The 21,084-nt window shown below is 62.0% G+C and carries 28 protein-coding genes; 17 read left to right on the forward strand and 11 right to left on the reverse strand.

Features of this window, described 5'->3' with window-relative positions:
• Window positions 1-13: 13 nt before the first annotated feature.
• From NJ69_RS01335 to NJ69_RS01345, 3 genes are read left to right on the forward strand one after another with little or no spacing between them, the layout of a single operon-like run.
• Window positions 14-475, forward strand: a complete 462-nt coding sequence (locus NJ69_RS01335; protein WP_029613607.1) for a hypothetical protein — start codon at window positions 14-16, stop codon at window positions 473-475.
• Between the two features lies 1 nt (window position 476).
• Complete coding sequence (locus NJ69_RS01340; RefSeq protein ID WP_039575603.1) at window positions 477-1,088, forward strand: superoxide dismutase; 612 nt, start codon at window positions 477-479, stop codon at window positions 1,086-1,088.
• 11 nt (window positions 1,089-1,099) lie between these two features.
• Complete coding sequence (locus NJ69_RS01345) at window positions 1,100-1,993, forward strand: ZIP family metal transporter (RefSeq protein WP_039575606.1); 894 nt, start codon at window positions 1,100-1,102, stop codon at window positions 1,991-1,993.
• A 24-nt stretch (window positions 1,994-2,017) separates the two neighbouring features.
• On the opposite strand, the gene NJ69_RS01350 is transcribed toward NJ69_RS01345, so the two are convergent.
• From NJ69_RS01350 to NJ69_RS01395, 10 genes are all read right to left on the reverse strand, one after another.
• The gene (locus NJ69_RS01350) at window positions 2,018-2,290 is read right to left on the reverse strand and encodes an HPr family phosphocarrier protein (RefSeq protein WP_029613605.1); all 273 of its coding nucleotides are present in this window, start codon (window positions 2,288-2,290) and stop codon (window positions 2,018-2,020) included.
• 18 nt (window positions 2,291-2,308) lie between these two features.
• Window positions 2,309-3,163: an RNase adapter RapZ gene (gene rapZ / locus NJ69_RS01355; protein ID WP_029613604.1), complete on the reverse strand. Its 855-nt coding sequence runs from the start codon at window positions 3,161-3,163 to the stop codon at window positions 2,309-2,311.
• Between the two features lie 2 nt (window positions 3,164-3,165).
• Window positions 3,166-3,630 carry a PTS IIA-like nitrogen regulatory protein PtsN gene (ptsN, locus tag NJ69_RS01360; RefSeq protein ID WP_039575609.1) on the reverse strand — a complete coding sequence of 155 codons (465 nt, stop codon included), beginning with the start codon at window positions 3,628-3,630 and terminating at the stop codon, window positions 3,166-3,168.
• A gap of 12 nt (window positions 3,631-3,642) precedes the next feature.
• Entirely contained in the window at window positions 3,643-3,951 is a 309-nt protein-coding gene (gene hpf, locus NJ69_RS01365) for a ribosome hibernation-promoting factor, HPF/YfiA family (protein ID WP_029613602.1), read from the reverse strand.
• 79 nt (window positions 3,952-4,030) lie between these two features.
• On the reverse strand, window positions 4,031-5,524 hold the full coding sequence (locus NJ69_RS01370; RefSeq protein WP_039575611.1) for an RNA polymerase factor sigma-54: 1,494 nt from the start codon (window positions 5,522-5,524) through the stop codon (window positions 4,031-4,033).
• Window positions 5,525-5,698: 174 nt separating this feature from the next.
• The gene (gene lptB, locus NJ69_RS01375; protein WP_029613601.1) at window positions 5,699-6,424 is read right to left on the reverse strand and encodes an LPS export ABC transporter ATP-binding protein; all 726 of its coding nucleotides are present in this window, start codon (window positions 6,422-6,424) and stop codon (window positions 5,699-5,701) included.
• A gap of 3 nt (window positions 6,425-6,427) precedes the next feature.
• Complete coding sequence (lptA, locus tag NJ69_RS01380; protein WP_029613600.1) at window positions 6,428-6,952, reverse strand: lipopolysaccharide transport periplasmic protein LptA; 525 nt, start codon at window positions 6,950-6,952, stop codon at window positions 6,428-6,430.
• Entirely contained in the window at window positions 6,939-7,511 is a 573-nt protein-coding gene (gene lptC, locus NJ69_RS01385) for an LPS export ABC transporter periplasmic protein LptC (RefSeq protein WP_029613599.1), read from the reverse strand. The genes lptA and lptC overlap by 14 nt, the downstream gene beginning before the upstream one ends.
• A gap of 8 nt (window positions 7,512-7,519) precedes the next feature.
• Window positions 7,520-8,044 carry a KdsC family phosphatase gene (locus tag NJ69_RS01390; RefSeq protein WP_039575613.1) on the reverse strand — a complete coding sequence of 175 codons (525 nt, stop codon included), beginning with the start codon at window positions 8,042-8,044 and terminating at the stop codon, window positions 7,520-7,522.
• A 1-nt stretch (window position 8,045) separates the two neighbouring features.
• Entirely contained in the window at window positions 8,046-9,020 is a 975-nt protein-coding gene (locus NJ69_RS01395) for a KpsF/GutQ family sugar-phosphate isomerase (RefSeq protein ID WP_039575615.1), read from the reverse strand.
• Between the two features lie 245 nt (window positions 9,021-9,265).
• Here NJ69_RS01395 and NJ69_RS01400 point away from each other — a divergent pair, with 245 nt between their 5' ends.
• The 13 genes from NJ69_RS01400 (at window position 9,266) to NJ69_RS01460 (ending at window position 19,385) form a co-directional block, all read left to right on the forward strand.
• Window positions 9,266-10,075 carry an ATP-binding cassette domain-containing protein gene (locus NJ69_RS01400; RefSeq protein ID WP_029613597.1) on the forward strand — a complete coding sequence of 270 codons (810 nt, stop codon included), beginning with the start codon at window positions 9,266-9,268 and terminating at the stop codon, window positions 10,073-10,075.
• Window positions 10,075-10,872 (forward strand): lipid asymmetry maintenance ABC transporter permease subunit MlaE, encoded by a 798-nt coding sequence (gene mlaE, locus NJ69_RS01405; RefSeq protein ID WP_039575617.1) that lies wholly within the window; start codon window positions 10,075-10,077, stop codon window positions 10,870-10,872. The genes NJ69_RS01400 and mlaE overlap by 1 nt, the downstream gene beginning before the upstream one ends.
• Window positions 10,872-11,357, forward strand: a complete 486-nt coding sequence (mlaD, locus tag NJ69_RS01410) for an outer membrane lipid asymmetry maintenance protein MlaD (RefSeq protein ID WP_039575620.1) — start codon at window positions 10,872-10,874, stop codon at window positions 11,355-11,357. The genes mlaE and mlaD overlap by 1 nt, the downstream gene beginning before the upstream one ends.
• Window positions 11,358-11,366: 9 nt before the next feature.
• Window positions 11,367-12,020, forward strand: a complete 654-nt coding sequence (locus NJ69_RS01415; RefSeq protein ID WP_039575623.1) for an MlaC/ttg2D family ABC transporter substrate-binding protein — start codon at window positions 11,367-11,369, stop codon at window positions 12,018-12,020.
• The gene (locus tag NJ69_RS01420) at window positions 12,017-12,319 is read left to right on the forward strand and encodes an STAS domain-containing protein (protein ID WP_039575626.1); all 303 of its coding nucleotides are present in this window, start codon (window positions 12,017-12,019) and stop codon (window positions 12,317-12,319) included. Before NJ69_RS01415 ends, NJ69_RS01420 begins: the two co-directional genes overlap by 4 nt.
• A 119-nt stretch (window positions 12,320-12,438) precedes the next feature.
• Window positions 12,439-12,678, forward strand: a complete 240-nt coding sequence (locus NJ69_RS01425; RefSeq protein ID WP_029613593.1) for a BolA family protein — start codon at window positions 12,439-12,441, stop codon at window positions 12,676-12,678.
• Window positions 12,679-12,703: 25 nt separating this feature from the next.
• Entirely contained in the window at window positions 12,704-13,969 is a 1,266-nt protein-coding gene (gene murA, locus NJ69_RS01430; protein WP_039575629.1) for a UDP-N-acetylglucosamine 1-carboxyvinyltransferase, read from the forward strand.
• Between the two features lie 102 nt (window positions 13,970-14,071).
• Window positions 14,072-14,707 (forward strand): ATP phosphoribosyltransferase, encoded by a 636-nt coding sequence (hisG, locus tag NJ69_RS01435; protein ID WP_029613592.1) that lies wholly within the window; start codon window positions 14,072-14,074, stop codon window positions 14,705-14,707.
• 127 nt (window positions 14,708-14,834) lie between these two features.
• Window positions 14,835-16,157 carry a histidinol dehydrogenase gene (hisD, locus tag NJ69_RS01440; protein ID WP_039575631.1) on the forward strand — a complete coding sequence of 441 codons (1,323 nt, stop codon included), beginning with the start codon at window positions 14,835-14,837 and terminating at the stop codon, window positions 16,155-16,157.
• 2 nt (window positions 16,158-16,159) lie between these two features.
• On the forward strand, window positions 16,160-17,209 hold the full coding sequence (gene hisC / locus NJ69_RS01445) for a histidinol-phosphate transaminase (RefSeq protein WP_029613590.1): 1,050 nt from the start codon (window positions 16,160-16,162) through the stop codon (window positions 17,207-17,209).
• Window positions 17,206-18,486: a CynX/NimT family MFS transporter gene (locus NJ69_RS01450; protein WP_039575633.1), complete on the forward strand. Its 1,281-nt coding sequence runs from the start codon at window positions 17,206-17,208 to the stop codon at window positions 18,484-18,486. The genes hisC and NJ69_RS01450 overlap by 4 nt, the downstream gene beginning before the upstream one ends.
• A 99-nt stretch (window positions 18,487-18,585) precedes the next feature.
• Window positions 18,586-19,053: a nuclear transport factor 2 family protein gene (locus NJ69_RS01455; protein WP_039575635.1), complete on the forward strand. Its 468-nt coding sequence runs from the start codon at window positions 18,586-18,588 to the stop codon at window positions 19,051-19,053.
• Window positions 19,054-19,064: 11 nt separating this feature from the next.
• Window positions 19,065-19,385, forward strand: coding sequence for a GIY-YIG nuclease family protein (locus NJ69_RS01460; RefSeq protein WP_039575638.1), 321 nt, complete (start codon window positions 19,065-19,067; stop codon window positions 19,383-19,385).
• Here the strand turns inward: NJ69_RS01460 and yejK are convergent.
• Window positions 19,366-20,373 (reverse strand): nucleoid-associated protein YejK, encoded by a 1,008-nt coding sequence (gene yejK / locus NJ69_RS01465; protein WP_039575640.1) that lies wholly within the window; start codon window positions 20,371-20,373, stop codon window positions 19,366-19,368. The two genes, NJ69_RS01460 and yejK, sit on opposite strands and share 20 nt — an antisense overlap.
• A 390-nt stretch (window positions 20,374-20,763) precedes the next feature.
• Between yejK and NJ69_RS01470 the strand changes: the two genes are divergently transcribed.
• Window positions 20,764-21,045, forward strand: coding sequence for an HU family DNA-binding protein (locus NJ69_RS01470; RefSeq protein ID WP_029613585.1), 282 nt, complete (start codon window positions 20,764-20,766; stop codon window positions 21,043-21,045).
• The last annotated feature ends 39 nt before the right edge of the window (window positions 21,046-21,084 follow it).

The following is a 21,084-nucleotide window of genomic DNA, read 5'->3' on the forward strand; positions in this document are numbered from 1 at the left end:
CAGGAGACACGTCATGCAACACTGGAAACGCACCACGGACATCGCCAATCGGCTGTTCGCACAGGGCGAGCTGATAGACGCCCGAGAGCACTACCTGCAAGCGCTGGCCCTGGCGCAGGTGCTGTTCGAGCGCTGGCATGACGTCGATCAGGCGGTGGCGGCATTCGTCATCGCTCATCACAACCTGGCCGACCTGCACGTACGTCTGAATCAACCCCATGAAAGCGCCGACTACCTGTGTGCGGCGCATCAGCGCTTGCTCCAGGCCAGTCAGGAGCAGCGCCTGCCCGCAGCGTTGCGAGAGGCCGCGCTGCGGCACAGTGGGCGCACTTACACCGAGCTGCTGAATTTCATCGGCGAATACGGCCAATACCCCCGCACCGAGCGCCTGCTCCACCGCCAAGCTGCCGAAGCGAGCGAGCTGACGGCTCGACCAGACACCTTCTCCCGTCCATCTGCCTACGGAATCCACTGATATGCCCCACACCTTGCCTGCCTTGCCCTACGCCTACGATGCCCTGGAGCCGCACATCGACGCCCAGACCATGGAGATCCACCACAGCAAGCACCATCAGACCTACATCAACAATCTCAATGCCGCCCTTGAAGGCACAGAGTGGGCCGAATGGCCGGTGGAGCGTCTGGTTGGGGCGGTCAAGCAACTGCCCGAAAAGCTGCAAGGGGCGGTGATCAACCAGGGCGGGGGGCATGCCAACCACAGCCTGTTCTGGACCGTGATGTCGCCGCAGGGCGGCGGTCAGCCATCAGGGCAGGTGGCGCAGGCTATCGAGCGCGAACTGGGTGGTTTCGATACCTTCAAGGAGGCGTTCACCAAGGCCGCGTTGACGCGCTTCGGCAGCGGCTGGGCCTGGCTCAGCGTCACGCCGGACAAGCGTCTGGTGGTGGAAAGCAGCGGCAATCAGGACAGCCCGCTGATGCACGGCAATACGCCGATCCTGGGGCTGGATGTGTGGGAGCATGCCTATTACCTGAAGTACCAGAACCGCCGACCGGAGTACATTGGCGCCTTCTATAACGTCATCGACTGGGCGGACGTGGAACGTCGTTATCTCGAAGCCCTCAAGTGAGTCGATCCGCGATGCGCACTGACGTGATGTCTGTCGGGAGTGTGCGCCTGTTCCGCATGGCGCTTGGGACCTTGCTGCTCTTGGCCGGCACTGCGCTGCTGGTGGCACGAGGCATCGCCTGGTTGGAACTGGAGCCACGGATGTTGCGTGCGCTACAGGGCGGTGCCTTGTGCGCCTTGGGCACGGCATTGGGCGCGGTGCCGGTCCTGGTGATCCGCAAGATGCCGGTGGCCATCGCTGATACGTTGCTGGGTTTCGGTGCCGGGGTGATGCTGGCTGCAACCGCGTTTTCGCTGATCATGCCTGGCCTGGAAGCCGCGCGGGCCATCGGTTTCGATCCCTGGGGCGCCGGGGCGCTGGTCAGTGCCGGCTTGCTTGCCGGGGCCCTGTGCCTGTTCCTGATCGACCTGCGTATCGCTCGGGTTTCGCCCGAGTCCCTGGCAGGGCAGGGGCCTGAGCCAGTGATCGCGGCGCGGGTCTGGTTGTTCGTGGCCGCCATCGTCGCCCACAACATTCCTGAAGGCATGGCGATAGGTGTCTCCGCTGGAGGAGGCATGCCCGATGCCGACAGCCTGGCGATGGGCATCGCTTTGCAGGATGTGCCGGAGGGACTGGTCATTGCGCTGGTCTTGGCGGGGGCTGGCATGCACCGGCTCAAGGCATTCTTGATCGGTGCGGCGTCAGGGCTGGTGGAGCCGGTGGCGGCGCTGATCTGCGCCTGGCTGGTCAATGTCGCACAGTTGCTGCTGCCGCTTGGGCTGGCCTGTGCGGCAGGGGCGATGTTACTGGTAGTGACTCAGGAAATCATTCCGGAGTCGCGCAGCAATGGTCATCACCGATTGGCCAGCCTGGGCCTGTGTATCGGCTTCTGCCTGATGATGGTGATGGATACGGCGATGTCCTGAGCCTGGTTTGCGCCAGGCTTGGGTTCATTCGCCCTCGTCGAAATAGTTGTTGATCAGCGCCACCAAGGCTTGCAGGGCTTCTTCGTCCTGCTCTCCCTCGGTGTGCAGGTGCACCGGGGTGCCCTTGCCGGCTGCCAGCATCATCACTGCCATGATGCTTTTTCCGTCCACCAACTTGTCTGGGGCGCGCCCGACACGTACCTGACAGGGAAACTTCCCGGCCACGCCGACGAACTTGGCTGCCGCGCGGGCATGCAGGCCCAGCTTGTTGATGATGGTGATTTCGCGGGCCGGCATTGTCGGGTGGATCCTGTATTAGAGGTCGCGATGGCGAACCTGGACGTTTTTCAGGGTGCGCTGTAGCAATTGCCCCAGCCGCTCGGTGATATACACCGAACGATGATGTCCGCCGGTGCAGCCGATGGCGATGGTCACGTAGGCGCGGTTGCTGGCCGCAAAACGCGGTAGCCATTTGAGCAGGTAGCTGGAGATGTCTTGGTACATCTCCTCGACATCTGGCTGGGCCGCCAGGTAATCGATGACCGGCTGCTCGAGCCCAGAATGCTCACGCAATTCGGGCTTCCAGTACGGATTGGGCAGGCAGCGTACGTCGAACACCAGGTCCGCGTCCACTGGCATGCCACGTTTGAAACCGAAGGATTCGACGAGGAATGCAGTGCCGGGTTCGGGCTGGTTGAGTAGGCGCAGCTTGATCGAATCACGCAGTTGATAAAGGTTCAGACTGGTAGTGTCGATCTTGAGGTCGGCGAGGTCGGCGATCGGCCCGAGCAGTTCGGTCTCGACGCGAATCGCTTCGGCGAGTGAACGATTGGCGTTGGTCAGGGGGTGGCGCCGGCGGGTCTCCGAGAAGCGCTTGAGCAGCGTATCTTCGTCGGCATCGAGGTAGACCACGTCGCACTGGATATGTCGCGCGCGGGCATCCTCGAGTAACTCGGGGAAACGGGACAGATGGCTGGGCAGGTTTCGCGCGTCGATTGAGACGGCGACTTTGGGCTGCGACAGCTCGGTGTTGATCAGTGCGCTTTCGGCCAGTTGTGGCAGCAACCCGGCGGGCAGGTTGTCGATGCAGTAGTAACCGTTGTCTTCCAACACATCGAGCGCGGTGCTCTTGCCGGAGCCGGATCGGCCGCTGACGATGATCAGGCGCATGTTCAGAGCTCGTTCTGGACGTTCAAGACGACCTGATAAAGCGCTTCGTTGCTGTCGGCGGCACGCAGACGGTCACGAACATCTTTGCGGTCGAGCATGCTGGCGATCTGGCGCAGCAATTCGAGATGCGCGTCAGTGGCGGCTTCTGGTACCAGTAGCACGAAGAGCAGGTCGACCGGCGCTCCGTCGATCGCGTCATAGTCGATGGGCGCATCCAAATGCAGCAATGCGCTTACGGGAGCGCTGCAACCTTTCAGGCGGCAGTGGGGAATGGCAATGCCGTTGCCGAACCCAGTGGAACCCAGCTTCTCGCGGGCAAGAAGCTTCTCGAAGACGTCCTGCATCTTCAGCTCGGGTACTTGCTGGGCAATCAGGTTGGCGACCTTTTCCAGGGCGCTCTTCTTACTGCCGCCCGGCACGTTCACCAAGGAACGGCCGGGGGTCAGGATGGATTCAAGTCGGGTCATGGATGAGGGGTATCAGCGTGCGGCTGCACCTTGCAGCAGGCTTTGCTGTTTTTCCTTGTGTTTTTTCAATTGGCGGTCGAGCTTGTCGGCCAGGGCGTCGATGGCTGCATACATGTCTTCGTGTTCTGCGTTGGCAACCACTTCACCGCCCGGGATCTGCAGGGTGGCTTCGACCTTCTGCTGCAGCTTCTCGACTTTCAGGATGACCTGCACGTTGGTGATCTTGTCGAAGTGACCCTCCACCCGGGCAAGTTTATCGAGTACATAGTCGCGCAGGGGCTCGGTGACTTCTACATGGTGTCCACTGATGTTGACTTGCATACAGCTTCTCCTTTTGTTGCCGTGCATGTAAGAGGCAGGTGTTGCACCTGCCACTGAAACGCCGTGGCACATCCGGGCTTTACATCAGTCGCTTGCGTTCGCTGGAAGGTGCAATGCCGAGCGACTCGCGGTACTTGGCGACCGTGCGACGGGCTACCTGGATGCCTTGTGCCTCCAGTAAACCAGCGATCTTGCTGTCACTCAATGGCTTTTTCTGATTTTCCGCAGCAACCAGTTTCTTGATGATCGCGCGGATTGCCGTGGACGAGCATTCGCCGCCTTCGGCAGTGCTGACGTGGCTGGAGAAAAAGTATTTCAACTCATAGATGCCGCGCGGCGTATGCATGTACTTCTGCGTAGTGACCCGCGAAATGGTCGACTCATGCATACCGACCGCTTCGGCGATATCGTGCAGTACCAGCGGCTTCATGGCCTCGTCGCCATAGTCGAGGAAACCGCGCTGGTGCTCGACGATCTGCGTGGCCACCTTCATCAGCGTCTCGTTGCGACTCTGCAGGCTCTTGATGAACCACCGAGCCTCTTGTAACTGGTTGCGCATGAAGGTGTTGTCGGCACTGGTATCCGCGCGGCGCACGAAGCCGGCGTACTGCGGGTTCACCCGCAACCGCGGCACCGCTTCCTGATTCAGCTCGACCAGCCAGCGATCGCTGTCCTTGCGTACGATGACGTCGGGAACGACATACTCCGGCTCGCTGGACTCGATCTGCGAGCCTGGACGTGGATTGAGGCTCTGTACCAGCTCGATGACCTGGCGCAACTCGTCTTCCTTGAGCTTCATGCGGCGCATCAGTTGGCTGTAGTCGCGGCTGCCGAGCAGGTCGATGTAGTCGCTGACCAAGCGCTGCGCTTCGGCCATCCACGGCGTGCCGGCGGGCAGTTGGCGCAGTTGCAGCAGCAAGCATTCGCCGAGTGTGCGGGCACCGATGCCGGCAGGTTCGAACTGCTGGATGCGGTGCAGAACCGCTTCGACTTCATCCAGCTCGATGTCGAGCTCAGGATCGAAACCGGCGCAGATCTCCTCGAGGCTGTCTTCGAGATAGCCCTGGGCGTTGATGCTGTCGATCAGGGTGACGGCGATCAGTCGGTCGGTATCCGACATCGGGGCCAGGTTGAGTTGCCACAGCAGGTGGCTTTGCAAGCTCTCGCCTACGGACGTGCGGGTCGTGAAGTCCCATTCGTCGTCATCGTTGCTCGGCAGGCTGCTGGCGCTGGTCTGGTAGATATCTTCCCAGGCCGTGTCTACTGGCAGTTCGTTGGGGATGCGTTCACTCCACTCGCCTTCGTCGGTGGACTCGGCATTGCCACTGCTTTCCTGAAAGCTGCTGTCCTGGGCTTCGGCGACCGGTTTGCTCTCGCCGTTTTCGGCCATCGGGTCGCTGTTGTCGAAGTCGTCGCCTTCTTCCTGGCGTTCGAGCATCGGATTGGATTCCAGCGCTTCCTGGATTTCCTGCTGGAGGTCCAGGGTGGAAAGCTGGAGCAGACGAATGGCCTGTTGCAACTGAGGGGTCATCGTCAGTTGCTGGCCCATTTTTAGGACGAGCGATGGTTTCATGGCTGGGGCTTAATACCTTGTTCGCCGGCGCGCATGCGCCATCCACTACAGGGCGCCGGAGCGCCAAATCTTAAGCAAGTTATATGCCTGAAATTGTAGCGTTTGCCTAGAGCGCTGTAACACTTAAGCCCGTTTCAACAGGTTTTAACAGCGCTCCAGGCCGTTGCCTGGCTGTCAGAGGCGGAACTCATGACCCAGGTAAACTTCCTTGACCAACTGGTTGGCCAGGATGGTCTCGGCGTCGCCCTCAGCGATCAGTTGACCGTCGTTGACGATGTAGGCGGTCTCGCAGATGTCGAGCGTTTCACGCACGTTGTGATCGGTGATCAGGACGCCAATGCCTTTGGCCTTGAGGTGGTGGATGATCTGCTTGATGTCACCCACTGAAATCGGGTCGACGCCGGCAAAGGGTTCGTCCAGCAGGATGAACTTCGGCGAAGTGGCCAGGGCGCGGGCAATCTCGACCCGGCGTCGTTCGCCGCCGGACAGGCTCATGCCCAGGTTGTCGCGAATGTGGCTGATGTGGAATTCCTGCAGCAGGCTTTCCAGCTCCTTGCGACGACCGTCGCGGTCGATGTCCTTGCGGGTCTCGAGGATGGCCATGATGTTGTCGGCCACCGACAGCTTGCGGAAGATCGAGGCTTCCTGCGGCAGGTAGCCGATGCCTGCCTGCGCACGACCATGCATGGGCTGGTGGCTGACATCAAGGCTGTCGATGAGCACGCGGCCCTGGTCGGCCTGCACCAGGCCCACGATCATGTAGAAGCAGGTGGTCTTGCCGGCGCCGTTGGGGCCGAGCAGGCCGACGATCTGGCCACTGTCGATGGACAGGCTGACATCGCGTACGACCTGGCGGCCCTTGTAGCTCTTGGCCAGGTGCTGAGCTTTGAGGGTTGCCATCTGTTATTCGGCCTTTTTCTTCGGTTGGATGACCATGTCGATGCGCTGACGAGGTTGGGTCACCTTGCCACCACGACCGGCGGTTGCCACCTGGGTCTTGGTGTTGTAGACGATTTTCTCGCCTTCGGTGGTGTTGCCTTCGTTCTCGACCTTGGCGCGGTCGGTGAGGATGACCATGTCCTTCTGCGCCTGGTACTGGATGGTCACTGCCCAGCCTTTCATCTTGTCGGGCTTGGCGGCCGATTGCTGTTGCTCGAAGTAGGCCAGGTTACCCACCGAAGTCACCACGTCGATATCGCCGGAGGGCGCACGGGTCATGGTCACGGTGTTGCCTTTGATCACCATCGAGCCCTGGGTGATGATGACATCGCCGGTGTAGGTGGCCACGCCCTGCTTGTCGTCCAGGTGCGCGTTGTCAGCCTGGATGCGGATCGGCTGATCACGGTCGTTCGGCAGGGCCAAGGCGCTCGCGCTTCCCAGTGCTGCGCTCAGGCTGAGCAAAAGGGGGAGGGTTTTAACGAGCCTCATACTGTCCTCTTACGTTGGACAGCAGGTCCATCCTGCCGTCTTCCAAGTACGCTTTCATTCCTACGCCCGTGGTCGTGCCACCGGCGCCGTCGATTCTAACGGCTTGATCGGTCTGCGCATATTGCTTCTGCGGGAACACCGTCATGCGGCTGCTGGTAATCAGGGTGTCACGCTGCTTCTCGTCGGTGCGGGCAATACGTACGTTGTCGATCAGTTCAACTTCGCTGCCGTCCGGATTGACCTCGGCGCGCACGCTCTGGACATGCCAGGGGTAAGCGGTGCCGCGGAAAATATGCATGTCTGGCGTGGTCACCAGCGTGATTTCGCTGGCTTTGAGGTGTTCGACCTTGTCGGCGGTCATTTCGTACTGCAGCTTGCCATCAGGCAAGAACTGGACGCTGTGTGCATTGATCGCATAGTAGTCGATGGCGCTCTCGTCGACCTGGGCCGCAGGCTCGTCGAGGAAGCTCTCCGGACTGATGTTCCAGTAGCCGACTGCGACCAGGACGGCGGCGATGGCCGTCAACAGCAGGGCATTGCGAATTTTCTTGCTGAACATGGCGTGGCCTACAGGTAATGTGCGTTGGCAGCGTCCAGGGTGCCCTGGGCCTGCATGATCAGTTCACAGAACTCGCGGGCGGCGCCTTCGCCGCCGCGGGCCTGGGTGACGCCGTGGGCATGATCGCGCACGAAGGCTGCGGCGTTGGCCACGGCGATCCCCAGGCCAACCCGGCGAATCACCGGCAGGTCGGGAAGGTCGTCGCCCAGGTACGCCACTTGGTCGTGGCGCAGGCCCAGTTCGGCGAGCAGGCCATCGAGCACCACCAGTTTGTCCTCGCGCCCCTGGAACAGGTGCGGTATGCCGAGATTGCGGGCGCGACGCTCGACCACCGGAGTTTTGCGTCCACTGATGATAGCGGTGGTGACGCCAGAAGCCATGAGCATCTTGATGCCGTGGCCATCCAGGGTGTTGAAGGTCTTGAACTCGCTACCGTCTTCCAGGAAATACAGGCGGCCGTCGGTCAGCACGCCATCGACATCGAAAACGGCCAGTTTGACGGCTTTGGCCCGTTGCATCAGGTCTTGGTTCATTTCACATCACTCCGGCACGCAGCAGGTCGTGCATGTTCAGCGCGCCGGTCGGGCGATCCTGCTCGTCGACCACCACCAGCGCGCTGATCTTGTGGTCTTCCATGATCTTGAGGGCCTCGGCGGCGAGCATTTCGGCGCGGGCGGTCTTGCCATGGACAGTCATCACTTCGTCGATCAGCGTGCGATGCACGTCGATGTTGCGATCCAGGCTGCGGCGCAGGTCACCGTCGGTGAAGACGCCGGCCAGCCGGCCGTCGGGCTCCATGACCACCGTCATGCCCAGGCCCTTGCGCGACATTTCCAGCAGCGCGTCCTTGAGCAGGGTGCCCCGTTGTACCTGCGGCAATTCGTCACCGGCATGCATGACGTGCTCGACCTTGAGCAGCAAGCGACGTCCCAGTGCCCCCCCCGGATGGGAGAAGGCGAAATCCTCGGCGGTGAAGCCGCGGGCCTCGAGCAAGGCAATGGCCAGCGCGTCGCCCAGCACCAGGGCCGCGGTGGTTGACGACGTCGGAGCCAGGTTCAACGGGCAGGCTTCCTGGGCGACGCTGGCGTCCAGATTCACTTCGGCGGCCTGGGCCAGCGGCGAGTCTATCTTGCCAGTCAGGCTGATCAGGCAGATGCCCAGACGCTTGATCAACGGCAGCAAGGTCACGATTTCGGCAGTACTGCCGGAATTGGACAGGGCCAAGATGATGTCGTCGCGGGTGATCATGCCCATGTCGCCGTGGCTGGCCTCGGCCGGGTGCACGAAGAACGAGGGTGTCCCGGTACTGGCCAGCGTGGCGGCGATCTTGTTGCCGATATGGCCGGACTTGCCCATGCCGACCACCACGACGCGCCCCTTGCTGCCCAGAATCAGCTCGCAAGCCTTGACGAAATTGTCGTCGATACGCGCTCGCAGGCCTTGTACGGCCTCGAGTTCCAGGCTCAGGGTACGCTGGGCGGAATGGATCAGCTCGCTGGATTGGCTCATGTCGAAAAAGCAATGCCTGATGAAAAGGCGCCGATTATAGCGACAATGTGAGAAACCCTCACCTTCGAGTTGTCGTAGAGACACGCGCCGGTTGCTGTATGGCGCCTGAACGACCCTGGGAAAGTACCTTGGGGAGCCTTGTACGCAGTGCTATAGTTCGCCGCTGTTTGGCCCGCCGGGACGCACGTGTCTTCCTCATGAGGAGCGGCGTCCATGTTGACGAGGCCACCTAGCAAGGAGTCTAGATGAGTTCGGATAGCGCCTACGCGGTCGAGTTGAAGGGTGTGACCTTCAAACGCGGTTCGCGCAGCATTTTCAACAACGTCGACATCCGTATCCCCCATGGCAAGGTCACCGGCATCATGGGGCCTTCCGGGTGCGGCAAGACCACGCTGCTGCGCCTGATGGGCGCGCAGTTGCGTCCTTCCAGCGGCGAGGTCTGGGTCGCCGGTCAGAACCTGCCTGCGCTGTCGCGCAGCGATCTGTTCGATGCCCGCAAGCAGATGGGCGTATTGTTCCAGAGCGGTGCGTTGTTCACCGATCTGGACGTCTTCGAGAACGTGGCATTCCCCCTGCGGGTACACACCGAACTGCCCGACGAGATGATCCGCGACATCGTGCTGATGAAGCTGCAGGCCGTGGGCCTGCGCGGCGCCATCGACCTGATGCCCGACGAGCTTTCCGGCGGCATGAAGCGCCGTGTCGCGCTGGCCCGTGCCATTGCGCTCGATCCGCAGATACTGATGTACGACGAACCTTTCGTCGGTCAGGACCCCATCGCCATGGGCGTCCTGGTACGACTGATCCGCCTGCTCAACGATGCCTTGGGTATCACCAGTATCGTGGTGTCCCACGACTTGGCCGAGACGGCGAGCATCGCCGACTATCTCTATGTCGTGGGTGACGGTCAGGTGCTGGGGCAGGGCACGCCCGACGAACTGATGGGCTCGGACAACCCGCGCATTCGTCAATTCATGAAGGGCGATCCGGACGGGCCGGTACCCTTTCATTTTCCCGCGCCAGACTACCGCGCCGATCTGCTGGGAGCGCGTTGATGCGCAGAAAATCCTTACTCGAACGCATTCGCCTGTTCGGTCGCGCGGCTATCGACGTGCTGGCCGTGCTTGGGCGTTCCTGCCTGTTCCTCTTCCATGCTCTGGCCGGGCGTGGCGGTATCGGCGGCGGCTTTCAACTGCTCACCCGGCAGTTGTACTCGGTCGGTGTGCTGTCGTTGGCGATCATCGTCGTTTCCGGCATGTTCATCGGCATGGTGCTGGCTCTGCAGGGCTACAGCATTCTCACCAAGTACGGCTCGGAACAGGCCGTGGGCCAGATGGTCGCGCTTACGCTGCTGCGTGAACTGGGTCCGGTCGTCACCGCGTTGCTGTTCGCCGGCCGTGCAGGCTCCGCGCTCACTGCCGAAATCGGCAACATGAAGTCGACCGAGCAGCTCTCCAGCCTGGAGATGATCGGCGTCGATCCGCTCAAGTACATCGTGGCGCCGCGTCTGTGGGCCGGCTTCATCTCGTTGCCGCTGCTGGCCCTGATTTTCAGTGTGGTCGGTATCTGGGGTGGCTCCTGGGTGGCCGTCGACTGGCTGGGCGTCTACGAAGGCTCGTTCTGGGCCAACATGCAGAACAGCGTGTCGTTCAGCGACGACGTGATCAACGGGCTGATCAAGAGCCTGGTGTTCGCCTTCGTCGTCACCTGGATTGCCGTATTCCAAGGGTATGACTGCGAACCCACCTCAGAAGGGATCAGCCGTGCCACCACCAGGACCGTGGTCTATGCCTCGCTGGCCGTCCTGGGTCTGGACTTTATTCTGACCGCCTTGATGTTTGGAGATTTCTGATGCAAAACCGCACCCTGGAAATCGGTGTCGGCCTGTTCCTCCTGGCCGGGATCCTGGCGCTGTTGCTGCTGGCCCTGCGCGTCAGCGGGCTGTCGGCCAGCCCGAGCACCGACACCTATAAAGTTTATGCCTACTTCGACAATATCGCCGGTTTGACTGTCAGAGCGAAGGTGACCATGGCCGGTGTGACCATTGGCAAGGTCACCGCCATCGATCTGGATCGCGACTCCTTCACCGGTCGGGTCACGCTGCAGTTGGACAAGTCGGTCAATAACCTGCCGACCGATTCCACGGCGTCGATCCTGACCGCTGGGTTGCTCGGCGAGAAATACATCGGTATCAGCGTGGGCGGCGAGGAAGCTGTGCTCAAAGAGGGCAGCACGATTCACGACACCCAGTCGGCCCTGGTGCTTGAAGATCTGATTGGCAAGTTCCTGCTCAACTCCGTTGGCAAGGAACCCAAAGAAGCCCAACCAGCTAATTGAGGAATTTCCATGATTTCGATCCTGCGACGTGGTCTGCTGGTGTTGCTGGCGACTCTCCCTTTGATGGCCCTGGCGGCTCCCGGGCAGTCCCCGCGCGATGTGGTGCAAAGCACCACGAATGAGCTGCTGTCCGACCTAAAGGCCAACAAGGCACAGTACCGATCCAACCCCACGGCGTTTTATGAGGCGCTCAACCGCATCCTTGGCCCTGTGGTCGATGCCGACGGCATCTCCAGAAGCATCATGACGGTCAAGTACTCGCGCAGGGCATCGCCTGAGCAAATGCAGCGCTTCCAGGATAACTTCCGTCGCAGCCTGTTCCAGTTCTACGGCAATGCGCTGCTCGATTACGACAATCAGGGCATTACCGTCGATCCGGGCAGTGCCGTTAAAGATAATCGCGCAACGGTCGGCATGAAGGTTTCCGGCAACAACGGGGCTATCTATCCGGTGTCCTACACCTTGGAAAACCTGGGTGGCGAGTGGAAGGTGCGTAACGTCATCGTCAACGGTATCAATATCGGCAAACTGTTCCGTGACCAGTTCGCCGATGCCATGAATCGCAACCGCAACGACTTGGACAAGACCATCGACGGCTGGGCTGGCGAAGTGGCCAAGGCCAAGGAAACTGCCGACAACTCGCCCGAGAAGGCGGTCAAATGAGCGAGTCCGGGGTAAGCATGGCCGAGCCGGGCGTGCTGAGCCTGGCCGGCGTGCTGGACTATCGCAGCGGGCCCGTCTTGCGCAAACAGGGCAAGGCGCTGATCGCCGCCAGCCGTGAGCCGCGGCTGGTGCTCGATTGCGCGGCGGTGAGCAAATCCAGTAGCGTGGGGCTGTCTTTGCTGTTGGCGTTCATCCGTGATGGGCAAGGCCTCGGCAAGGCATGCGAAGTCCGGAACATGCCCGCTGATATGCGGGAAATCGCCGAGGTCTATGGTCTCGACGAGGTATTGGCGGGCTGATAGCCCGCCTCGCCGAAAACGCCCCTCGGTCAGCGCGTCCAGCTATTGGGCTTCGCAGGCGAGGGGCTTTTTTGTATGATGGCCGACCCGCGCGCACTGGGCGCCGATTGAGGTTGAGCATGCAGGCCGTAGAAGTTAAGAGCTTCCTTGAAGAAAAACTGCCGGGAACCCGGGTCGAAGTTGAGGGCGAAGGCTGCAACTTCCAGTTGAACGTGATCAGCGACGAGCTGGCCGGCCAGAGCCCGGTCAAGCGCCAGCAGGCGATCTATGCTCACCTGAATCCGTGGATCGCCGACGGCAGCATCCATGCGGTAACCATGAAATTTTTCAGCAGCGCAGCCTGGGCTGAGCGCACCTGAGCCAACAGTTGGCGGCGAGATTGAAATGGACAAACTGATTATCACGGGTGGCGCACGTCTCGACGGCGAAATCCGCATTTCCGGGGCCAAGAACGCGGCACTGCCGATTCTTTCGGCGACACTGCTGGCCGATGGCCCGGTTACCGTCGGCAACCTGCCGCACCTGCACGACATCACCACCATGATCGAGCTGTTCGGGCGCATGGGCATCGAGCCTGTGATCGACGAAAAGCTGGCCGTGGAAATCGACCCGCGCACCATCAAGACCCTGGTCGCGCCGTATGAGCTGGTCAAGACCATGCGCGCCTCGATCCTGGTGCTCGGCCCGATGGTCGCTCGCTTCGGTGAGGCTGAAGTGGCCCTGCCAGGCGGTTGCGCCATTGGTTCGCGTCCGGTCGACCTGCACATCCGTGGCCTGGAAGCCATGGGCGCGAAGATCGAGGTCGAAGGCGGCTACATCAAGGCCAAGGCGCCTGAAGGCGGCCTGCGCGGTGCGCACTTCTTCTTCGATACCGTCAGTGTGACCGGTACCGAGAACATCATGATGGCCGCTGCGCTGGCCAAGGGTCGCAGCGTGCTGCAGAACGCTGCACGCGAGCCTGAGGTGGTCGACCTGGCCAACTTCCTGATCGCCATGGGCGCCAAGATCCAGGGCGCGGGCACCGACACCATCACCATCGATGGCGTCGAGCGCCTGCACTCGGCCACGTACCGGGTGATGCCCGACCGTATCGAGACCGGCACCTACCTGGTCGCCGCCGCCGTCACCGGTGGTCGGGTCAAGGTCAAGGACACCGATCCGACCATCCTCGAAGCGGTCCTGGAGAAACTCAAGGAAGCCGGCGCCGAGATCACCACCGGCGAAGACTGGATCGAGCTGAACATGCACGGCAAGCGGCCCAAGGCCGTCAACCTGCGCACCGCCCCGTACCCGGCGTTCCCCACCGACATGCAGGCGCAGTTCATTTCCCTGAACGCCATCGCCGAAGGCACCGGTGCCGTGATCGAGACCATTTTCGAGAACCGCTTCATGCACGTGTACGAGATGCACCGCATGGGCGCGCAGATTCAGGTCGAAGGCAACACCGCCATCGTCACCGGCGTCACTGCGCTCAAGGGTGCTCCGGTCATGGCCACCGACCTGCGCGCTTCGGCCAGCCTGGTGCTGTCTGCGCTGGTGGCTGAAGGCGATACCTTGATCGATCGCATCTACCACATCGACCGTGGCTACGAGTGCATCGAAGAAAAACTGCAGATGCTGGGCGCGAAGATCCGTCGCGTACCGGGTTAATCCGGCCTCTGCCTGTGATCGGCACAAGGACGTGCCAGCCGAATCGAACGCGGTCGGGTCCAGGACCCGGCCGGCCGTAGCTGCTTAAGGACCGACGTTGCAATGTTGACCATCGCGCTTTCCAAGGGCCGTATTCTCGACGATACCCTGCCGTTGCTGGCCGAGGCCGGTATCGTGCCGACCGAGAATCCGGACAAGAGCCGCAAGCTGATCATCCCAACCACGCAGGACGACGTGCGCCTGCTGATCGTGCGCGCCACCGATGTGCCGACCTATGTCGAGCACGGCGCTGCCGACCTGGGCGTGGCTGGCAAGGACGTGCTGATGGAATACGGCGGCCAGGGGCTCTACGAGCCGCTGGACCTGCAGATCGCCCAATGCAAGCTGATGACCGCCGGTGTGGTGGGTGCGCCGGAGCCCAAGGGGCGTCTGCGCGTAGCCACCAAGTTCGTCAATGTCGCCAAGCGTTACTACGCCGAGCAGGGCCGTCAGGTCGACATCATCAAGCTGTACGGCTCCATGGAACTGGCACCGCTGATCAACCTCGCCGACAAGATCATCGACGTGGTGGACACCGGCAACACCTTGCGCGCCAACGGTCTCGAACCCCAGGAACTGATCGCCACGATCAGCTCGCGACTGGTGGTGAACAAGGCCTCCATGAAGATGCAGCACGCCCGCATCCAGACCCTCATCGACACCTTGCGCAAGGCTGTCGAGTCGCGACACCGCGGTTGACCTCTGCGCGCGACCTTCGCTGTCGCGCCCGTCGATCCGCGTCATTGCCACTTTTCTCGGGTGCCCGCGCGGATCGACTGGTAGCCTAGGGCGCCTGAGCATTCGCCACTAAAACGAGGCCCTCGTCATGACGCTGTCCACTGCAATCGCCCGTCTCAACGCTGCCGATCCGGATTTCGCACGCCATCTGGATCATCTGCTGAGCTGGGAGAGCGTGTCCGACGACGCGGTCAATCAGCGGGTGCTCGACATCATCAAGGCCGTGCGTGAGCGAGGCGACGCCGCGCTGGTGGAGTTCACCCAGCGCTTCGATGGCGTTCAGGCCAGCAGCATCGATGACCTGATCCTCGACCGCGAGCGCCTGGAACTGGCGCTCACGCGCATCACTCCAGCGCAGCGCGAGGCGTTGGAAACCGCTGCCAATCGGGTACGCAGCTACCACGAGCGGCAGAAACAGGACTCCTGGCAGTACACCGAGGCCGATGGCACGGTGCTGGGCCAGAAAGTCACTCCGCTGGACCGCGCCGGGCTGTACGTGCCGGGCGGCAAGGCGTCCTACCCTTCGTCGGTACTGATGAACGCCATTCCCGCCAAGGTTGCCGGGGTTGGCGAAGTGGTCATGGTGGTGCCGACGCCACGGGGCGAGCTGAACGAACTGGTGCTGGCCGCGGCCTGCATCGCCGGGGTCGATCGGGTGTTCACCGTTGGCGGTGCACAGGCAGTCGCAGCGTTGGCCTACGGCACCGAAAGCGTCCCGCAGGTGGACAAGATCGTCGGCCCGGGCAACATCTACGTGGCCACTGCCAAGCGCCATGTGTTCGGTCAGGTCGGCATCGACATGATCGCCGGCCCCTCGGAGATCCTCGTGGTCTGCGATGGTCACACCGATCCGGACTGGATCGCCATGGACCTGTTCTCCCAGGCCGAGCACGACGAAGATGCCCAGGCGATCCTGGTCAGCCCGGATGCCGATTTCCTCGACCGCGTCGCCGCCAGTATCGAAAAGCTGCTGCCGACCATGGAGCGCGCCGACATCATCGAGAAATCGATCAATGGTCGTGGTGCGCTGATCCAGGTGCGCGACATGCAGCAGGCCATCGAGGTGGCCAATCGCATCGCGCCCGAACACCTGGAGCTGTCGGTGGCCGACCCGCAGGCCTGGCTGGGGCAGATCCGCCATGCCGGAGCGATCTTCATGGGACGTCACACCAGCGAAGCGCTGGGCGACTACTGCGCTGGCCCCAATCACGTGTTGCCTACCTCCGGCACGGCGCGATTCTCCTCACCGCTGGGCGTCTACGACTTCCAGAAGCGCTCCTCGATCATTTTCTGCTCCGAGCAGGGTGCCTCGCAGTTGGGGCATACCGCATCCGTACTGGCCCGTGGCGAGTCGTTGACCGCCCACGCGCGCAGCGCCGAATTCCGTATTCTCGACAACAAGGGGAACTGAACATGAGTCGATTCTGGAGCCCCTTCGTCAAGGATCTGGTGCCCTATGTCCCAGGCGAGCAACCCAAGCTCGCTCGGTTGGTGAAGCTCAACACCAACGAAAACCCCTACGGCCCATCACCCAAGGCCTTGCAGGCCATGCGCGAGCAGTTGAACGATGACCTGCGCCTGTACCCGGACCCCAACGGTGATCGGCTCAAGCAGGCAGTCGCTGAGTACTATGGCGTCAGCGCGCAGCAGGTGTTCGTCGGCAATGGCTCGGACGAGGTGCTGGCACACATCTTCCACGGACTGTTCCAGCACCCGGGGCCGCTGCTGTTCCCGGACATCAGCTACAGCTTCTATCCGGTGTACTGCGGTCTGTACGGCATTGCGTACCAAGCCGTGGCGCTGGACGAGGCGTTCCAGATCCGCATCGAGGACTATCAGCGCCCCAATGCCGGCATCATCTTCCCCAATCCCAACGCGCCCACGGGTTGTCTGCTGCCATTGCAGGCCATCGAGCAACTGCTGCAGGCCAATCGTGACTCGGTGGTGGTGGTGGACGAAGCCTATATCGACTTCGGCGGCGAGACGGCGATCAGCCTGGTCGCGCGCTACGACAACCTGCTGGTGACCCAGACCTTGTCCAAGTCGCGTTCGCTGGCTGGGCTGCGGGTCGGTCTGGCCGTCGGGCATCCCGATCTGATCGAAGCCTTGGAGCGGATCAAGAACAGCTTCAACTCCTACCCGCTGGACCGCATGGCCATTGCCGGCGCGGCTGCAGCGTTCGAGGACGAGGCCTATTTCGCACAGACGTGCCAAAAGGTCATCGACAGCCGCGAGGCACTGGTCGAGCAACTGACCGCGCGCGGCTTCGAGGTGCTGCCCTCGGCGGCCAACTTCATCTTCGCTCGCCATCGGCAACAGGACGCTGCACAACTGGCGGCGCGTCTACGTGAACACGGGGTGATCGTGCGTCACTTCAAGCAGACCCGCATCGACCAGTTCCTGCGCATCACCATCGGCACGCCGGAGATGAACCAGGCGCTGCTCGACGCGTTGCCCGCTTGAAGCGGGTTAACGGGGCCGAGCCCGAACAGCACGAAGCCGACGAGTGGCTGATCGATGCCGAGGCCGATGACGAGCAGGTCCAGCAGCAGCCGGTGACGCTGCAGCGCCCCTGGCTGCTGTTGCTGGGCCTGGTGCTGGTCGCTCTGAACCTGCGCCCGGCGCTGTCGAGCATGGCGCCGGTGCTGGGGCAGGTGTCCGATGGCCTGGGCTTGAGCGCTTCGGCGGCAGGTCTGCTGACTACCCTGCCAGTCTTGTGCCTGGGGCTTTTCGCGCCGTTGGCACCCGTGCTGGCGCGGCGCCTGGGAAGCGAACGGGTAATTCTCGGCATTCTGCTGATGCTGGCCCTGGGTATCGTGGTGCGCAGTGCGTTGGGTGTCGCTGGAGTCTTCATCGGCAGCCTCATCGCCGGTGCCAGTATCGGCATCATCGGCGTGTTGCTGCCAGGCATCGTCAAACGGGATTTCCCCGCCCATGCCGGCACGCTGACTGGGGTCTACACCATGGCCTTGTGCCTGGGCGCGGCCATGGCGGCGGGCAGTACCGTGCCGCTCAGTCATGTCTTCGACGACCGTTGGGCGCTGGGCCTGGGCTTCTGGGCCGTGCCTGCGCTGCTGGCGATGCTGGTGTGGATGCCGCAGGCTCGCCAGGGGCACGGCGCCCATAAGGTCGCCTATCGGGTACGGGGCCTCTGGCGCGATCCGCTGGCCTGGCAGGTGACCTTGTACATGGGCCTGCAGTCGTCGCTGGCCTACATCGTGTTCGGCTGGTTGCCCTCCATCCTCATCGGCCGTGGCCTGAGCCCGACCGAAGCTGGGCTGGTGCTGTCCGGATCGGTGCTGGTGCAACTGATCAGCTCGCTCAGCGCCCCGTGGCTGGCGACCCGAGGCAAGGATCAGCGGCTGGCGATCGTGCTGGTCATGCTGATTACCCTGTGCGGGTTGTTCGGCTGTCTGTACGCCCCGGTTTCCGGACTCTGGGGCTGGGCCGTCTTGTTAGGGCTGGGGCAGGGCGGCACCTTTGCCTTGGCCTTGACCCTGATCGTATTGCGTTCGAAGGACGCCCACGTCGCCGCCAACCTGTCGAGCATGGCTCAAGGCGTGGGCTATACCCTGGCATCGATGGGGCCGTTCGCCGTTGGCCTGGTGCACGACCTGACCGGCGGCTGGGCTGCGGTGGGCTGGATCTTCGGCGTGCTGGGCCTGGGCGCCATCGTCTTCGGGCTGGGTGCCGGGCGGGCCCTGCACGTGCAGGTGGTCAGCGAGCGTGTGCAGCGCTGAACGCCCGCTCATTGGCTTGTTCACCGCAATGATGGGCATGGCGCCCGCAGGTTGCGCGGATTATCGTGCAGCCTTCAATCCCTTTCTCGGATCTGCCCCATGAGCGACGCCAACAGCGCCTTGATCACCCGTTTCTACCAGGCCTTCCAGCGCCTGGACGCCGAGGCCATGGTGGCCTGCTACAGCGACGACATCGTCTTCAGCGATCCGGCCTTCGGTACCCTGAGGGGCAAGGATGCAGGCGATATGTGGCGAATGTTGATCAGCCGCGCCAAGGATTTCTCCCTGACCTTCGACCATGTGCGCGCCGACACGCGCGGCGGTAGCGCGCATTGGGTCGCCACCTATGTGTTTGGCCAGACCGGCCGTACGGTGGTCAACGATATCCAGGCCTGCTTCGTGATTCGCGACGGCTTGATCTGCCAGCATGACGACAGCTTCGATGTGTGGCGCTGGTCGCGTCAGGCACTGGGTACGCCAGGCCTGCTGTTGGGCTGGAGTCCGATGCTGCGCAACAATGTGCGTCAGCAGGCGTTGAATGGCCTGCGCGCGTTCCAGGCGCGCTGAGGCGTAGCGTCGTGGAAGGTGAGTCGATAGCCGAGGCGCCAGGCAAGCCTTGGTTCGTCTATCTGGTCCGGGCGGCCAATGGCTCGCTGTACTGCGGTATCAGCGACGATCCCCAGCGGCGCTTTCTCAAGCACCGCAGCGGGCAGGGCGCGCGCTATTTCAAGACCAGCCCTGCGCAGGCGCTCGTGTATGTGGAGCAGTGGCCCGACAGGCGCCAGGCGCTGCAACAGGAGCGGCTGGTGAAGAAGCTGCGCAAGTGCGCCAAGGAGGCCCTGGTGGCCTCCTATGTCAGTGAGCAGGTCGCAACCGAACTCAGTCCTTGCGACGTTTGAGCTGATCGACCAACTGCGTGGGCAGGCCCTTGATCACCAGGGTGCCGGCCGCTTCGTCATACTCGATCTTCGAGCCCAGCAGGTGCGCTTCGAAGCTGATCGACAAGCCCTCGGCCCGGCCGGTGAAGCGACGGAACTGGTTGAGGGTGCGCTTATCCGCTGGGATTTCCGGCGATAGCCCGTAATCCTTGTTGCGGATATGGTCGAAGAACGCCTTGGGGCGGTCCTCGTCGATCAGGCTCGACAGTTCTTCCAGGGTGATCGGCTCGCCCTGCTTGCTTTGACTGGTGGCGTAGTCGACCAGGGTCTGGGTCTTTTCCCGCGCCGCTTCTTCAGGCAGATCCTCGCTCTCGACGAAGTCGCTGAAGGCCTTGAGCAAGGTACGGGTTTCGCCAGGGCCGTCGACGCCTTCCTGGCAGCCGATGAAATCACGGAAGTAGTCCGAAACCTTCTTGCCGTTCTTGCCCTTGATGAAGGAAATGTACTGGCGTGAGTGCGTGTTGTTGTTCCATTCGGACAGATTTATGCGCGCCGCCAGATGCAGTTGCCCCAGGTCCAGGTGACGCGATGGCGTGACGTCCAGTTCGGCGTTCACTGCCACGCCTTCGCTATGGTGCAGCAAGGCGATGACCAGGTACTCGGTCATGCCTTGCTGGTAATGGGCGAACAGCACATGACCACCCGTGGACAGGTTGGACTCCTCCATCAGCTTCTGCAGGTGCTCGACCGCCACACGGCTGAAGGTGGCGAAGTCTTTTTCCTGCTCCTGGTACTGCTTGAGCCAGCCGCTGAGCGGATAGGCGCCGGACTCGCCATGGAAGAAGCCCCAGGCTTTGCCCTGTTTGGCGTTGTAGCTGTCGTTGAGGTCAGCCAGAAGATTTTCGATGGCATCCGATGCAGCCAGTTCGGTGTCTCGTGCATGGAGCACGGCGGGGCTGCCATCGGGCTTCTTGTCGATCAGGTGAACGATGCAATGACGGATTGGCATGGAATTCTCTGAAAAAAGGGGCGGTGGAACGCCGCGCTGCAAAGTCTCGCAGTTTACCGCAGGGCGGGGGCGATGCAGTGGTCAGATCGTGGCAGATACACGGTGTTGTATGTTTTTTGATCAAAAGTCGGTTTTTTCGGCAAAACCCCCGAAAAACCTGAATAAAAACAGTGTCGGCAGCGGATATTTCCGCAGGCCTGTGTTAGTTTTGCGCCGTCTTGCGCCCCTTGGGGTGGCGCATTGCTGGCAGCTCGCTTGCCTCGTGTCGAACCAAACGTCGATTTGCGCATCTACATTCGCGATTGGCGAGGCTAGCCGGGACTTCCGTGCAGGCCCGATAACGATGAAGCACGCTGCATACCTCTGATTTGATAGGGAAGGAACACCACCATGGCATTGACCAAAGACCAACTGATTGCCGACATCGCCGAAGCCATCGATGCGCCGAAGACCACCGCGCGCAACGCCCTGGAGCAACTGGGCCAGATCGTTGCCGACCAACTGGAAAACGGCGCTGAAATCACTCTGCCGGGCATCGGCAAGCTGAAAGTCTCCGAGCGTCCTGCCCGTACCGGCCGTAACCCTTCGACTGGCGCTGCCATCGAAATCGCGGCCAAGAAAGTCGTCAAGTTCGTACCTGCAAAAGTGCTGACCGACGCCGTCAACAAGTAATTGTCGATGCTTCGTTGAAACCGCGCCCGGCTTGTCCGG

Origin of the sequence: Pseudomonas parafulva, from assembly GCF_000800255.1 — a bacterium.
Lineage (GTDB): Bacteria > Pseudomonadota > Gammaproteobacteria > Pseudomonadales > Pseudomonadaceae > Aquipseudomonas > Aquipseudomonas boreofloridensis.